At 67.7% G+C, this 15,382-nt stretch carries 12 protein-coding genes; 8 read left to right on the forward strand and 4 right to left on the reverse strand.

The genetic code is table 11. The features are described 5' to 3' along the window. The first annotated feature begins 185 nt into the window (after nt 1-185). The 5 genes from leuS to holA all read left to right on the forward strand — a co-directional run bounded on the left by leuS (nt 186) and on the right by holA (nt 8,377). On the forward strand, nt 186-2,729 hold the full coding sequence (leuS, locus tag ACT3S2_RS06105; protein WP_444554915.1) for a leucine--tRNA ligase: 2,544 nt from the start codon (nt 186-188) through the stop codon (nt 2,727-2,729). A 9-nt stretch (nt 2,730-2,738) separates the two neighbouring features. Continuing rightward, nucleotides 2,739-3,794 carry a DegV family protein gene (locus ACT3S2_RS06110; protein WP_444554916.1) on the forward strand — a complete coding sequence of 352 codons (1,056 nt, stop codon included), beginning with the start codon at nt 2,739-2,741 and terminating at the stop codon, nt 3,792-3,794. Between the two features lie 91 nt (nt 3,795-3,885). Further along, nucleotides 3,886-4,698: a helix-hairpin-helix domain-containing protein gene (locus ACT3S2_RS06115; RefSeq protein WP_444554917.1), complete on the forward strand. Its 813-nt coding sequence runs from the start codon at nt 3,886-3,888 to the stop codon at nt 4,696-4,698. Nucleotides 4,699-4,717: 19 nt separating this feature from the next. Beyond that, on the forward strand, nt 4,718-7,318 hold the full coding sequence (locus ACT3S2_RS06120) for a ComEC/Rec2 family competence protein (protein ID WP_444561389.1): 2,601 nt from the start codon (nt 4,718-4,720) through the stop codon (nt 7,316-7,318). Nucleotides 7,319-7,324: 6 nt separating this feature from the next. Further along, the gene (holA, locus tag ACT3S2_RS06125) at nt 7,325-8,377 is read left to right on the forward strand and encodes a DNA polymerase III subunit delta (protein WP_444561390.1); all 1,053 of its coding nucleotides are present in this window, start codon (nt 7,325-7,327) and stop codon (nt 8,375-8,377) included. A gap of 90 nt (nt 8,378-8,467) precedes the next feature. Here holA and rpsT read toward each other — a convergent pair whose 3' ends face one another. Next, entirely contained in the window at nt 8,468-8,728 is a 261-nt protein-coding gene (gene rpsT, locus ACT3S2_RS06130) for a 30S ribosomal protein S20 (protein ID WP_444554920.1), read from the reverse strand. A 223-nt stretch (nt 8,729-8,951) separates the two neighbouring features. Continuing rightward, complete coding sequence (locus tag ACT3S2_RS06135; protein ID WP_444561391.1) at nt 8,952-9,488, reverse strand: type II toxin-antitoxin system PemK/MazF family toxin; 537 nt, start codon at nt 9,486-9,488, stop codon at nt 8,952-8,954. Nucleotides 9,489-9,623: 135 nt separating this feature from the next. Between ACT3S2_RS06135 and lepA the strand changes: the two genes are divergently transcribed. Next, on the forward strand, nt 9,624-11,477 hold the full coding sequence (gene lepA, locus ACT3S2_RS06140) for a translation elongation factor 4 (RefSeq protein WP_444561392.1): 1,854 nt from the start codon (nt 9,624-9,626) through the stop codon (nt 11,475-11,477). A gap of 5 nt (nt 11,478-11,482) precedes the next feature. Further along, complete coding sequence (gene hemW / locus ACT3S2_RS06145; protein WP_444561393.1) at nt 11,483-12,712, forward strand: radical SAM family heme chaperone HemW; 1,230 nt, start codon at nt 11,483-11,485, stop codon at nt 12,710-12,712. A gap of 75 nt (nt 12,713-12,787) precedes the next feature. On the opposite strand, the gene ACT3S2_RS06150 is transcribed toward hemW, so the two are convergent. Together ACT3S2_RS06150 and ACT3S2_RS06155 are read right to left on the reverse strand one after the other, a co-directional pair. Continuing rightward, nucleotides 12,788-13,201: a DUF4870 domain-containing protein gene (locus tag ACT3S2_RS06150; RefSeq protein ID WP_444554942.1), complete on the reverse strand. Its 414-nt coding sequence runs from the start codon at nt 13,199-13,201 to the stop codon at nt 12,788-12,790. A gap of 97 nt (nt 13,202-13,298) precedes the next feature. Then, nucleotides 13,299-14,156 (reverse strand): DUF3097 family protein, encoded by an 858-nt coding sequence (locus ACT3S2_RS06155; protein WP_444554943.1) that lies wholly within the window; start codon nt 14,154-14,156, stop codon nt 13,299-13,301. Between the two features lie 179 nt (nt 14,157-14,335). Between ACT3S2_RS06155 and hrcA the strand changes: the two genes are divergently transcribed. Then, nucleotides 14,336-15,349, forward strand: coding sequence for a heat-inducible transcriptional repressor HrcA (gene hrcA / locus ACT3S2_RS06160; protein ID WP_444561394.1), 1,014 nt, complete (start codon nt 14,336-14,338; stop codon nt 15,347-15,349). Nucleotides 15,350-15,382: the final 33 nt, after the last annotated feature.

A 15,382-nucleotide genomic window follows, 5' to 3' on the forward strand; every position in this document is an offset into this window, starting at 1 on the left:
AGCGCGGGGCCGTGACACCCCAGGTGTCACGGCCCCGCCGTGCTGTAGACTGGGACCATGTCAGCAGTCCTACGTCCTTCCTAGCCGGGCCCGAACCGTCCGGCTGCCCCTTGGATGCCAAGGGGTATTTTCATGTTCGGTCCTCGTGGGAACCCCGCGGGGACCCCGGCGCGGGCCGGGACTGGATGACCAACCGAATCTGCACTACCAGAAGGCGACCCACCGTGAGCACAGAGGCACCCGGAACCCCGGAGACCGGCACCACCTACAGCTTCAGCGAGCTGGAGGCACGGTGGCAACCCGTGTGGGAGGAACTGGGGGTCTTCACCCCGAAGGACGACGGCAGCGCCGAACGCCGGTATGTCCTGGACATGTTCCCCTACCCCTCGGGCGACCTGCATATGGGCCATGCCGAGGCCTTCGCCATGGGCGACGTGGTGGCCCGCTACTGGCGCCAGCAGGGCTATGACGTCCTGCACCCGATCGGCTGGGACTCCTTCGGCCTGCCCGCGGAGAACGCGGCCATCAAGCGCAACGCCCACCCCGCGGAGTGGACGTATAAGAACATCGAAACCCAGGCGGCGTCCTTCAAGCGCTATGCCATCAGCGCCGACTGGTCCCGACGGATCCACACCTCCGATCCGGAGTACTACCGCTGGACCCAGTGGCTGTTCACCCGCTTCTACGACAAGGGACTGGCCTACCGCAAGGACCACCCGGTGAACTGGTGCCCCAAGGACCAGACGGTGTTGGCCAACGAGCAGGTCGTCAACGGCACCTGCGAACGCTGCGGAACCGCCGTGACGAAGAAGTCGCTGAACCAGTGGTACTTCAAGATCACCGACTATGCCGATCGCCTGCTCGAGGACATGGAAGGGCTCAAGGGCCACTGGCCCGAACGCGTCCTGGCCATGCAGCGCAACTGGATCGGGCGCTCCGAGGGCGCCCATGTCGATTTCGTCATCGAACCCACCGCCGAGGATCCGGCCGACCACCAGGTGACGGTCTTCACCACCCGCCCCGACACCCTCCACGGGGCGACGTTCTTCGTCGTGGCCGCCGACGCCGACCTGGCCGCCGATCTGGTCGCCCCGGAGCGCCGCGCGGAGCTGGCCACCTACCAGGACCAGGTCAAGGCCCTGAGCGAAATCGAACGCCAGTCCACCGAACGCACCAAGACCGGTGTCTTCCTCGGACGCCATGCCATCAACCCGCTCAATGGCGAACGCCTGCCGGTCTGGGCCGCCGACTATGTCCTGGCCGACTACGGAACCGGGGCCATCATGTCGGTGCCCGCCCACGACCAGCGCGACCTGGACTTCGCCCGGACCTTCGACCTGCCCATCCGGGTCGTCCTGGACACCGGAGAAGAGGACCCGGCCTCCAGCGGGGTCGCCACCACCGGCGAGGGCACCCTGGTCAACTCCGGGGAGCTCGACGGGCTGGAGAAGGACGCAGCGATCGCCCGCGCCGTGGAGATCGTCGAAGCCGCGGGAACCGGCCGGCATACGGTGAACTACCGGCTGCGCGACTGGCTGCTCTCACGCCAGCGTTTCTGGGGGACCCCCATCCCGATCATCCATTGCCCGGACTGCGGCGAGGTCCCGGTCCCGGACGACCAACTGCCGGTCCGTCTGCCGGATGACCTGCGCGGGGAACAACTGGCCCCGCAAGGCACCTCCCCGCTGGCTGCTGCCACCGACTGGGTCAACACCACCTGCCCCTCCTGCGGTGGTGCCGCAATGCGCGACACCGACACCATGGACACCTTCGTGGACTCCTCGTGGTATTTCCTGCGCTTCCTGTCCCCGGACTACACCGCCGGACCCTTCGACCCGGACACCGCCAACGCGTGGATGCCGGTGGGGCAGTACGTCGGCGGGGTGGAGCATGCGATCCTGCACCTGCTCTACGCGCGGTTCTTCACCAAGGTCATCCACGATCTGGGACTCATCGAGGCCACCGAGCCCTTCGCCGCCCTGCTGAACCAGGGCCAGGTCCTCAACGGCGGCAAGGCCATGAGCAAATCCTTGGGCAACGGGGTGGACCTGGGCGAACAGCTCGACAAGTACGGGGTCGACGCCGTGCGTCTGACCATGATCTTCGCCTCGCCCCCGGAGGACGACGTCGACTGGGCGGATGTCTCCCCGGCCGCCGCCGGGAAGTTCCTGGCCCGTGCCTGGCGCCTGGCCCAGGATGTCGACAGCGAACCGGGGGCCGATCCGGCCACCGGCGACCAGGGGTTGCGTACCGTCACCCACCGCGCCGTCGCCGAAGCCGCCGAACTGCTGGATTCGGGCAAGTTCAACGTGGTGGTGGCGAAGCTGATGGAAATGGTGAACGCCACCCGCAAGGTCATCGATTCCGGGGTCGGTTCCTCCGATCCGGCAGTGCGCGAGGCCGCCGAAGCCGTCGCAGTGATCCTGAGCTTGTTCTCCCCGTATACCGCCGAGGACATGTGGGAGCAGCTGGGCCATGGCCCCTCGGTCGCCAACGCCGGCTGGCCGACGGTCGATCCGGCCCTGTTGGTCCAGGACACGGTCGTGGCCATCGTGCAGATCAAGGGCAAGGTGCGCGATCGCCTCAGTGTCCCGGCGGATATCAGCGAAGAGGACCTGCGGGCCCTGGCCCTGGCTTCGGAGCCGATCCAACGGGCCCTGGACGGGCGCGAACTGCGGACCGTGATCGTGCGGGCCCCGAAGCTCGTGAACCTCGTTCCGGTCTCCTAGGGTAGGGACATGCCTTCAGCCCCGCGCCGGGGCGACCCCACGGCCCAGCCCCCGGGTCGTTCCCCCGGCTTCCTCGAACGGTTGCTTCCCCGCGATCGGCGCCACCGGGCGCGGGGGAGGAGCGGTCCGCGTACCGCGGTGGTGACCGATACCGCTTCGGCCATCCCCGCCGCCTGGGCCCAGGAGCACGCCGAACATCTGCGCGTCCTGCCCCTTCCCGTGATGATCGACGGACAGATCTACACGGAAGGACTGGACGACGTCGAGACGGCACTGGCAATGGCCTTGGCCACCGGGGCCTCCGTGCAGACCTCCCGTCCCGCCCCCGGCGCCTTCCAACGCACCTATGAATCCCTGGCCGCCGCCGGCTTCGAGAGGATCTACTCGCTCCATCTGTCCCAAGGTCTCTCCGGAACCGTGGACGCGGCCTGTTGGGCGGCGGAGCAGGTCGAGGTCGAGGTCACCGTGATGGACACCAGGACCGTGGGGTTGGCCCAGGGACTGGCCGTCATGGACGCCGTGTTGGCCGCCGAGGCCGGGGCCGGCGCGCAGGAACTGGAAGCCGGGGTCCGGCGGGCGCAGGACCATGGGCTGTACTTCGTGGTCCCCAGCTTGGAACAGCTACGCAAGGGCGGGCGGATCGGCGCCGCGGCAAGCATGTTCGGCACCCTGTTGGCGGTCAAGCCCCTGCTGGCCATCGAGAACGGGCGCATCGGAGTGCACGAGAAGGTGCGCACCATGCCGCGGGCCATGTCCCGTCTGGTGGAGATCTCCCGCGAGGAGGCCGCTGCCGCGCCGGCCGGGGCCCGGATCGCCGTGCACTACTTCGGCAACCCCGATCAGGCCCACGAACTGTGTGCCGAGCTGGAAAGCTCCAGTGTCGGCGATGTCCTGTGCGAGCCGCTCCCCACCGTGCTGGCAGCCCATGCCGGCGCCGGGGTCCTGGCCGTGGTCATTGCCGCCCTTGCCCCGCCGGACAACCCTGACGAACCGGTCGATGCCGCGGCGCCGTCCGAACAGGATCCCCCCGAAGACGACGCCCCAGGATCCACCGTCCCGGCCTGACCCGGTCCTCCACAGCCGTCGGGCCACCGGGGTTCTCCACATCCGGCCACCCCGGGGCGCCGCCGAGGAACGCGGTTCCTAGGCTGGGAACATGGTCCGACACCGTTGGGAACAGCGCACCGCTACGGCAGCGGGCCCTGTTCCCCGGACACGTTTCCGTTTTCGGCTGGGGCGCGGGGCCATCATGTGCCTGCTGTTCACCGCCGTCATCTGGATCGCTGCCAGTCTGCTCTTCCATCCGCCCGAAGGCGCGGGACAACAACTGGACTCCGTGGCCCTGGATCCCAGCGCCGCCACCGGCCCGGCGTCGACCCCGCCCAGCACCCCCGGCCCGGGCACCACCTCGAGCCACCCTCCCTCAGCCGAGGGATCCAGCCCCACCGGGTCGGACCCGGGGCAGGCCTCCGGGGCGGCGGCCACCGGGACCGCGTCGGTCCTGGTCCACGTGGCCGGAGCGGTGAAGAAGCCCGGGGTCTACCATTTCGCCCCCGGGGCCCGGGCCGAGGATGCCGTTCGTTCCGCCGGGGGACTGGCCAGCGGTGCGGCCCCCGCGGCGATCAACCTGGCGGCCCCCCTGGTGGACGGCCAACAACTGTATCTGCCCACCACCAAGGAACTTCCCGGGGCGGGCGGCACGGAAAGACCCCCGAACGGCGCCGGACCCGGGGCAGGGCCCGGCGGCGCAGCCGGTGCCGGCGCGCGGGAGGCGGGCCCGATCAACATCAACAGTGCCGATGCCGCCGGTCTGCAGGAATTGCCGGGCATCGGCCCGGCCCTCTCCGCGAGGATCATCGACTTCCGGGCGGCGAACGGCCCCTTTGCCTCGATGACGGAATTGGATGCCGTGTCCGGAATCGGTCCGGCCATGATGGAACGGCTCGAACCGCTGGTCCGGTTCAACTGATGGCCCCGGCGGCGCTGCCATGTTGAGCCGCGATGGCGCCGGCTTTCTCCAGCGCCTGCTGTCCCGCTGGGCCCGTCCCGACGCCGGTACCGCTTCGGGCCCCGTCGACGACGGTTACCTGGACCTGCGCAGCCTCGCGGCAGCGGCCGGGGCGTGGGCGGCCGCCTGGGAACTGGTCCGACATGACCCTGCCCTGGCGCGGATACTGACCGTGGCCCTGGGGCTCCTCCTGGTCTTTCTCTTCGGGGTGTTGATGCGCAACCGGGGACTGCTGGCCTGGTCCCGTCATTGGTGGACGCCGGTGGCTGCCGCCGCAGTGGGGGTCTTCCTGGTCTCGGCCGCGATCTCGACCCACTCCCTGGCCCAAATGGACCCGACCTTCGCCGCCCTGGCCGCGACGTCGTCCACCCTGCGGGTGGAAGCGGTGGTCACCGGGGATCCCCGCCGGATCGAAACGGGAGGAGCGGCCCATACGGGGGAACCGATCGTCGGACAACACGCCGCCGAGGAACGTCCGGAACCGACGGCGAGGCTCATGGTCGATGTCCGGATCCTCAAATACTCGGCCCATGGAAACTGGCATGCCGGGGCCGCCGAGGCGGTCCTGGTCTTGGACGCGGGCCGGGCGGGCCCCGGGGCGGAACCACTACCGGGTCGGATCGTCTCCGGGCTGGCACGTCTCAGCCCGGCGGAGCCCGGGGAACGCCAGGGCTACTGGCTCAGGGCCGTCGCTTCCATGCAGACCCGGGACACGCCCTCGCCGGAACCGGTCTCCGAGCAATGGCGACGACGCTTCGTACTGGAGTCGGCGGTGCTTCCCGGCACCGGTCCGGCGCTCCTGCCCGGCATGGTGATGGGGGACCGTTCGGCCCAGGGCCCCGAACTGGACAGCGCCATGAAAACCGCTGGGCTGGCTCATTTGACTGCGGTGAGCGGGGCCAACGTGGCGATGATCCTGGGCAGTGTGTTGTGGTTGTGCCGCTTCTGCGGGGTGAATCGATGGTTAGCCCTGGGTGCCTCGCTGGTGACCCTGGTCGGGTTCGTCATCCTGGTCCATCCCGAACCCAGCGTCATCCGCGCCGCGGTGATGGGGGCCGTGGGTGCGGTGGCCGTCTACCTGGGCAGGGGACGCCAGGCACTGACCGCCCTCTGCGTCTGTGTCTGCGGGGTGCTGGCCTGGGATCCCTGGTTCGCCCGGGAACCCGCCTTCCAGCTCTCAGTCCTTGCCACCGCCGGGATAGTACTCATGGGTGCCCGGCTGGGGGCGCTGGCCCGACGCATCATGCCGGGATGGCTGGCCGACGGGGTGGCCATCAGCACCAGTGCCCAGCTCTTCTGCCTCCCGGTGCTGTTGGGCATGAATCCTGCCTTCAGCCTCTATGCGGTTCCGGCGAACGTCCTGGCGGCCCCCTTGGTCCCGCTGGTCACCGTGGCCGGCATGTCGGCACTGCTGCTCTGTGCCGTGCCGGGACCCTGGGCGCAGCCACTGATCTGGCTGGCCGGGATCCCGGCGGACTGGATCGGGATGTTGGGCCGGCTGGTCCATGGCCTGCCCGGCGCATTGCTTCCGTGGCCCGAAGGATCCGGTGGCCGCGGGGCCGCGGTTCTGTTGGCCTTAATGGCCCTGGTCGCGGTGTGGCTTGCCTCAACGCCGGCGGCAGAGGCCGGGCCCCACCCCGGACGCTGGGCCTGGATACCGCGCCCGTTCGCCGGCGGCCGCTGGGCCTCGAGGACCGGGCCCGCCCCCGGAACAGGACGCAGGACCGTCGCCGGGGCCGCCGCGTTGGGGTGCCTGGGCCTATTGGCAGGACTCACGCTTCCGGCAACCGCCTGGTGGCCGGACCCGCCCGGGCAGTGGCAGGTCGCGGGCTGCGACGTCGGGCAGGGGGATTCCTTTGTCCTGCGCTCCGCCCCCGATCATGCCGTCGTGATCGACACGGGGCTGGACCCCGACGTCGTCGATGATTGTCTGGACGAACTCGGGGTCCACACCATTGATGCCTTGTTCATCACCCATCTGCACGCCGATCACGCCGGCGGAGTGGAGGGGGCGGTTCGGGGCAGGACGGTGGAACAGGCCTTCTACTCCACGGGAACGGACAGCACCGAACTACCGGGACTTCCACAGGGGCTGGAGGCCACGGTTCCCGAGGTCGGGCAGACCGGATCCGCCGGCCCGGTCAGTTGGGAGGTCATCGGGCCCATCGGGGATCCGCGGGGGGAAGAGGAAAACGATGCCTCCCTGGTCGTGGTCTTCCGGATGGCAGCCCCTGGTCATCCGCCCTTCACTCTGCTGGCCACCGGGGACCTGGAGGAGCAGGCCATGGACGCGGTGCTCCGGGCCCACCCCGAGCTGCAGGTGGACGTGTTGAAGGTCAGCCATCACGGGGCGAAGAACGGCGGGACGGCCGCCATCGACCAATCCGGGGCCCGGGTGGCCCTGATCGGTGTGGGGGACGGGAACAGCTACGGCCATCCCACCCCGAAGATCCTCAAGGCGTTGCATGAAGCCGGCATGCACACGTTCCGCACCGACCTCAACGGGACCATCCGTTTGCGCGTCACGCCCACGGGGGAGCTGGTGATCACCGGACGACCTGTCCGGCCCTCGGGACGATAGGATGCAATGTCAGACTCCAATGGAAGGTGGATCAGGGTGGCCAATAAGACCTCGGGCCCGTCCCGGGCCTCGGGAACGCGTGCACAGGACCGCACCGGTTGGCGCCAGGCCGCCCCCGCCCCGCTGGTCCTTCTCCAGGGACCCGAGGCCTACCTTGCCGGAAGGGTCATCGAATCGATCCGCCGGCAGGTTCGCCACCGCGACGGGGACGCCGAGGTGACGGCCTTCGATGCGTCGACCTACCAGCGCGGCGAGCTGCTGCTGGCAGCCAGCCCCTCCCTGTTCGGTGAGGCCAAGATCATCGAGGCCACCTCGCTGGCGACCATGAACGAGGACTTCCTCGACGACGCGCTCGCCTACGCGGCCTCCCCGGCCCAGGACGTGGTCATGATCCTGCACCACTCCGGGGGCAACCGCGGCAAGAAGGTCCTTGATGCACTCAAGGCCGCCGGGGCCCGGGTCATCGACTGCCAGCCGTTGAAGAGGGACTCCGAGAAGATCGAGTTCGTCTCCCACGAATTCAAGGAGGCCCGCCGCAGGATCCTTCCCGAGGCCACCCGTGCCCTCGTGGCAGCCGTCGGCGCCGATCTGGGCGAATTGGCGGCGGCCTGCTCGCAATTGATCCAGGACACCACGGGTGAGGTCGATCAGGAGACCGTGGACCGGTACTTCGGCGGGCGGGTGGAAGCCACCGGCTTCAAGGTGGCCGATGCCGCCCTGTCGGGTCGTGGCCCCGCGGCGTTGGGGGCCCTGCGCCATGCCCTGGCCACCGGTACCGACCCGGTCCCCATCGTCGCGGCACTGGCCATGAAACTGCGTCAGGTGGCCAAGGTCTCCGGGCAACGCCGTTCCGCAGGATCCATGGCCCAGGAGTTCGGCATGGCACCGTGGCAGATCCAACAGGCCCAGGAGCAGGCCCGCTTTTTCTCCTCCGATGACCTGGTGCGTTGCCTGCGCCTGGTGGCCGAGGCGGATGCCCAGGTCAAGGGCGCTTCCCGCGATCCGCGCTATGCGGTGGAGCGGGCCGTCACCGGGATCGCCCTGGCTGCCCGGCGCTGAACCCAGGGCCCCGGGGCCGGGGGCATTAAACGAAGAAGCCGCCTCCGGAGAACCGGAAGCGGCTTCTTGCGATGAAACCTTGAACGGGCTTTAGAGCGCGTTGACCTTCTTGGAGATGGCCGACTTGTGGTTGGCTGCATTGTTCTTGTGCAGGACACCCTTGGAGACGGCCTTGTCCAGCTTGCGGCCTGCAACGCGCAGCGCTGCCGTGGCGGCATCCTTATCAGCCTTGGTCACAGCCTGCTTGACTGCGCGGATGGCGGTCTTCACATCCGAACGGACTGCCGCGTTGTTGGCGCGGGCCTTCTCGTTGGTGAGGATGCGCTTCTTCTGGGATTTGATGTTTGCCACTAGTTTAAACTCTCTTGCTTTCGCGGAAAATGGTCGGTGAGGGATCCCTCCCGAGCCATCGACTGAGCGGCGTGGGGATACCTATGGCGACCCGGGAGAAGTGCCCGTCGACCTGCGCGGACACACAGCAAGCAATCCTAGCAGCTAAGGCCGATGCCCGCGATTCGACGCAGCTTCCGGCGGGTCGGCCCGTCGGGACGCTCCAGGCTGGAACGCTGCGCCCTCAGGCTCCGCCCAGGGCCCGGCCGACCCGGTCGAAGGCGCCTCGGTCCAGCACGGCCCCTTCGCGACGAATGCCCTGCGGGTCCACACGGATGACCCGATCGACCTTGACCTCGCTGGGCCTGCCGGCCCGGTCCCAGGCCCCGGTCCCGATGTCGATGTAGTCCCGATCACGGTGCCGGCGGTTGTTATGGTCCTGGGAGGTGAGCATCAGCCCCAGGAGGAACTCCCCGTCACGGCCCACCAGCAGCACCGGACGATCCTTGCCCCGGGAGGGGTCCTCTTCATAGGGGACCCAGGTCCAGACGATTTCCCCCGGATCCGGATGGCCGTCCGGCCGTGGGGCATACCGGGGGGTGAATCGGCCCTCGTAGTCGCCGGGATAGGGGCGTCCACCCTCTGGCCCCGATGAACCGGCCGGGGAAGTTCCGGGGCTCCGTGAGGGGCCGGGCGTCGATCCCTGGCTACGGCGAAAAACCCGGAAGGCCTTGGAACCGAGCCGAACCAATTTCCTGATGTTACCGGCGCTGATCTGCATGCGCCCACGGTAACAGCGCTGCGCCACACCCACTGCGGGGTCAGACTCGGGCCCGAATCGTGGAACAATGAGGTGCTGTGGTGCAACTGCGCCCTCGATCCATCCCAACAAGAACCCCAGAGTGAGGTCACCTACGTGTCACCCATGGCCCGCACCGCACCGGTGCCTGCCGCAACCGATCCGGCGATCCTCAGGAACTTCTGCATCATCGCCCATATCGACCACGGGAAATCCACCCTGGCCGACCGGATGCTGCAATCCACGGGGATCGTCTCCCAGCGTGAGATGAAGGCACAGTACCTGGACCGGATGGATATCGAGCGCGAGCGCGGCATCACCATCAAATCCCAGGCCGTGCGCATGCCGTGGGAAGTCGATGGCGTCTCCTACGCACTGAACATGATCGACACTCCGGGCCACGTCGACTTCACCTATGAGGTCTCCCGCTCCCTGGCAGCCAGCGAGGGGGCGATCCTGCTGGTCGATGCCGCCCAGGGGATAGAGGCCCAGACCCTGGCCAACCTCTACCTGGCCATGGAAAACGATCTGACGATCATCCCGGTGCTCAATAAGATCGACCTGCCGGCCGCCCAACCCGAGAAGTATGCCGCCGAAATCGCCGGCCTCATCGGCGGCGATCCCGAAGACGTGTTGAAGGTATCGGGCAAGACCGGTGAAGGCGTCGATGCACTGCTGGACAAGATCGTCCGCGAACTCCCGCCCCCGGTCGGCGATGCCGATGCCCCGGCCCGGGCGATGATCTTCGACTCCGTCTACGACACCTACCGTGGCGTCGTCACCTACGTCCGCGTCGTCGACGGGAAGCTGAGCCCGCGCGAGAAGGTCCAGATGATGTCCACGCGCACCGCCCACGAGGTGCTCGAGATCGGGGTGTCATCCCCCGAACCGACCCCCTGCAAGGGTCTGGGCGTCGGCGAGGTCGGCTATCTGATCACCGGGGTGAAGGACGTCCGCCTGTCCAAGGTCGGCGATACCATCACCTCCTTCGCCAACCCCGCGCCGGAGTCCCTCGGCGGGTACGAGGACCCCAAGCCCATGGTCTTCTCCGGGCTGTACCCGATCGACGGATCGGATTACCCGGTGCTGCGCGATGCCCTGGACAAGCTGTTGCTCAACGATGCGGCCCTGACCTTCGAACCGGAGACCTCGGTGGCCCTGGGCTTCGGGTTCCGGGTGGGCTTCCTGGGCCTGCTGCACCTGGAGATCACGCGGGAACGTCTGGAGAGCGAGTTCAACCTGGACCTCATTTCCACGGCCCCCAACGTCATCTACGACGTGGTGACCGAGGACAAGTCGGTGGTCACCGTGACCAACCCCAGCGAATTCCCTGCCGGCAAGATCCAGGAAGTGCGCGAACCGATGGTGGCCGGCACGATCCTGACCCCGAACGAATTCGTCGGCTCGGTCATGGAATTGTGCCAATCCCGCCGCGGTCAGATGCTGGGCATGGACTATCTCTCCGAGGACCGGGTGGAATTGCGGTACTTGTTGCCGCTGGCCGAGATCGTGTTCGATTTCTTCGATTTCCTCAAATCCAAGACGCGGGGTTATGCCTCCTTCGACTGGAAGGCCGAAGGCGAACAGGTCGCCGATCTGGTCAAGGTCGACATCCTGCTCCAAGGCGAGGCGGTGGACGCATTCAGCGCGATCACCCATAAGGACAAGGCCTACCCCTACGGGGTGATGATGACCCGCAAGCTGCGCGAACTCATTCCGCGCCAGCAGTTCGAGGTCCCCATCCAGGCGGCCATCGGCTCGCGGATCATCGCCCGTGAATCCGTCCGGGCCATCCGCAAGGACGTCCTGGCCAAATGCTACGGCGGCGATATCTCGCGTAAGCGCAAGCTGCTGGAAAAGCAGAAGGAAGGCAAGAAGCGCATGAAGATGGTCGGCCGCGTCGAGGTGCCGCAGGAAGCCTTCATCGCCGCCTTGTCCTCCGAGGGCTCCGCGGACAAGGCCAAGAAGTAGCCTTCATGCCTTCTGCCTTGCCCCTCGGGGATCCGGCGCCGGCCGATGGCCTGCTGCCCGCCAGCACCATCGACGGCGCCACCGAACGCGACTTCTGTGTCTATGTGCATATCCCGTTCTGTGCCGTGCGCTGCGGATACTGCGACTTCAACACCTATACGGCCCATGAACTAGGCTCCGGATCCAGCCAGGACACCTATGCGGCCGCGGCCTCCGCCGAGCTGGAGTTCGGCGGAGGGGTCCTGCGAGCCAGCGGGTTGCCCGACCGGAAGGTCTCCACCGTCTTCTTCGGCGGGGGAACCCCGACCCTGTTGCCGGCCGAGGATCTGGCCTCGGTCCTGGAGACGATCCGTGGGACATGGGGGTTGGAAGACGGTGCGGAGATCACCACCGAAGCCAACCCGGACTCGGTGACGTTCGAATCGCTCAGCACCCTGGCCGAGGCCGGCTTCACCCGGGTGTCCTTCGGCATGCAATCGGCCGTTCCCCACGTGTTGAAGACCCTGGACCGCACCCACCGCCCCGAAGGGGTCGGCCAGGCGGTCGCGTGGGCCCGCGAAGCCGGACTGGCCGTCAGCGTGGATCTGATCTATGGGGTTCCGGGGGAGTCACTGGAGGATTGGCGGGCCTCGCTGGAGACGGCCCTGTCCTACGACCCCGATCATATTTCCGCCTACGCCCTGATCATCGAGGACGGAACGCGGCTGGCCGCCCAGATTCGTCGCGGCGAAGTCGCCGACATCGATGACGACGACCACGCCGATAAGTATCTGCTGGCCGAGGAACTGCTCACCGCCGCCGGGTTCTCCTGGTATGAGGTCAGCAACTGGAGCCGGAGCGAAGCAACCCGGTGCCGCCACAACATGGCCTACTGGAAGGGTGCCGACTGGTGGGGCGCCGGACCCGGAGCGCATTCTCATGTCGGAGGTCTGCGCTGGTGGAACGTCAAGCATCCTGCGGCCTACCAGCAGCGCATCGACGCCGGGACTTCCCCGGCGGCCGGACGCGAAAGCCCCGATGAGCAGGCGCGTCTGCTCGAGCGGACGATGCTGCTGACCCGGATCGTCGACGGTCTTCCGGTCGCGGAGCTGCCTGCCTCGGGACGCCACGCCGTGGCCGGGCTGATTTCCGACGGACTCATCGAGGGCTCGGCCGCCGTGGGCGGCCGGATCATCCCCACCTTGAATGGCCGTCTGCTGGCCGACGCCATCGTGCGTCGGCTCCTGGACTTCTAGGGGCCCTGCCCCGAACGGAAGCGGGCCCGGGAACCAGGTTCCCGGGCCCGCCCGAACTCCGTACCGGGGCGAGTGCTAATCGATGAGTCTGAGGTTGAAGGGGTAGCGGTAGGGACGACCGCGGTTGACCTCGATCCCGGCGACCACGCCGCTGACGGTGATATAGGTCCACAGCGCGACGGCGATGATGGCGAAGACCCCACCGACCACCGGGATGAACATGAGCAGGTTGGAGATCAGGGCCAGCACCGTCAACGGAAGCGTGAAGTTCAGCGCCTCCTTGGATTCCTGGGCGGTGAAGGCCCCGCGGTCCCGATAGACGAGGTAGATGATCCCCGACGGGATGCATCCCAGGATGCCCCCGAAGTGCGCAATCGTCGCCCACTGGCGATCTTCCGAAGGTGTCAGCGGCAGGGGAGCCGATGACGAACCCTCGAAGCGTCCGGCGTCGGCCGAGCCTTCGCCGGGCTTCTTGCCTGATCCGTTCATCACCAAGTCGTTCCTCCCGTCCAACACGATTTTGCCTAGTTTATCGCCCCCGGGGGCCTCCGGTACCCCTTCGCGGGACGTACGGCGCGCCGAGAGGTCAGTTTCGGCCGGTGGTCAGGAAGTCAATGACCTCTTCGACCCGCCCGAGCAGGCTCGGTTCCAGGTCGGTGAAACTGTTCACCTGGCCCAATAGCCGCCGCCATCCCAGGGCCACATCGGCTTGGCTGGCATGGGCCCACCCCAGACCCTTGAGGATACCTGTCTTCCAATCGGTTCCCCGCGGGATGACCGGCCATGCGGTGATGCCCAGCACCTGCGGGCGGATTGCCTGCCAGACATCGACATAGGGGTGCCCGACGATCAGGACATTGGACCGGGCCCCCGGAACCCGCATGGCCTCGGCGGCGATCTTCTCCTCCTTGGTCCCGGAGACCAGGTGGTCCACCAGGATCCCCAGCTTGCGCTCGGGCCCCGGGGAGAACTCGGCGATCGCCCCCGCCAGGTCATCGACACCATGCAGGGGTTCGACGACGATCCCTTCCACCCGCAGGTCGTGGCCCCAGACCTTCTCGACCAGTTCGGCGTCGTGCTTGCCCTCGACCCAGATCCGGCTGGCCAATGCGGTACGGGCCTTGAGGTTGGAGACCTTCACCGAACCGGAGGCGCTCCGGCCGCCTCCGGCCCCGGGGGCGGCCGCCACGGCCTGTGGTTCGATGACCTCGACCGGCTCGCCTTCGATCAGGAAACCGAAGCCCGTGGGGAAGGACCGGGTCTTGCCCCGACGATCCTCCAGGACGACCAGACGCAGGCCCCCGGAACGTTCGATCCGCACGACTTCACCGACCCAGCCGGATTGCACGTCTTCGAGCAACAGGCCCAGGGCGGCGGGCACCCGGCGCAGCTGGCGGGCTTTCGGTGCCGATAGATTCTGGGCTCCCCACTGGTGGATATCCAATGCTGACACGGCCTTTCACTGGGTCGGGCGGTCGCGAGGAGCGGGCCGCCGGCGCCGATGCGCGCGGCCACCATGCTAACAAGCGGTCATTCGTATTAGACTTAGCACTTAGGCGTGTCGAGTGCTAAGCCACGAGGCCGCAATCCGTCCATCCACCGCGAGACCCACAGGAGGATCGAATGTCAGTACCACGGCGCCTCGAGGTCCTGCGGGCGATCGTCGAGGACTATGTCCATTCCCGGGAACCGGTCGGCTCCAAGGCCCTGGTTGAACGGCACCGGTTGGGCGTGTCGGCGGCCACCATCCGCAACGACATGTCGGCCCTGGAGGAAGAGGGACTGATCATCGCCCCGCACACCTCCTCGGGGCGGATCCCGACCGAACAGGGCTACCGCTACTTCGTGGACCAGATCGACGCCGTCCGCCCCCTCTCCACCGCGGAAAGCCGGGCCATCCACCGCATGCTGGAGGGGACCAACGACCTGGACGAAGTCCTGGAACGCACGGTCCGGCTCCTGTCCCAGCTGACCAACCAGGTCGCCGTGCTCCAGGTGCCGCAGTTTAGCGATGCCACGGTCCGCCACATAGAGTTGGTGGGTCTGGGGTCCGGTCAGGTCCTCACGATCCTGATCACCAACACCGGCAAGGTCGACCAACGGGTGGTCCTGGTCCCTCCGGAGACCAGCGATGAATCATTGGCCGACCTCAAGGCCACGTTCCTGGCAGCCACCTCGGGCCAGCGGATGCAGAGCATCGGTGTTCTGGCCCTGGCCGCCTGTGAGAAAATGGTTCCATCCCTGCGCGATTCCGGACGGATCCTGGCCCAGGCCCTGGCTTCGTTGGGGGACAACTCGGTGATCGAGAGGATCATCATGGCAGGGACCGCCAACCTGGCGCGCTCCACCGGGGACTTCCCGTTGACGATCACCCCGGTGCTCGAAGCCCTCGAGGAACAAGTGGTCCTGTTGCGGTTGTTCTCCGAGTTGGAACAGGACGCCCGGGGCATCGCCGTGCAGATCGGACGGGAGAACCCCTACGGCGGCCTGGCCGAGACCTCGGTCGTGGCCACCGGCTACGGCCCCGGTGCCGCGGCCAAGGTCGGGGTCCTGGGTCCCACCCGCATGGACTACCCCACCAGCATGGCGGCCGTACGAGCGGTCGCCCGTTATCTTTCCCGCATCCTGGCCGGCTGACGGACCAGGGCCCGGGGAATAAGCATGTACAGA

It is taken from the genome of Arthrobacter sp. AOP36-A1-22 (genome assembly GCF_052377615.1).
Taxonomy (GTDB): domain Bacteria; phylum Actinomycetota; class Actinomycetes; order Actinomycetales; family Micrococcaceae; genus Arthrobacter_H.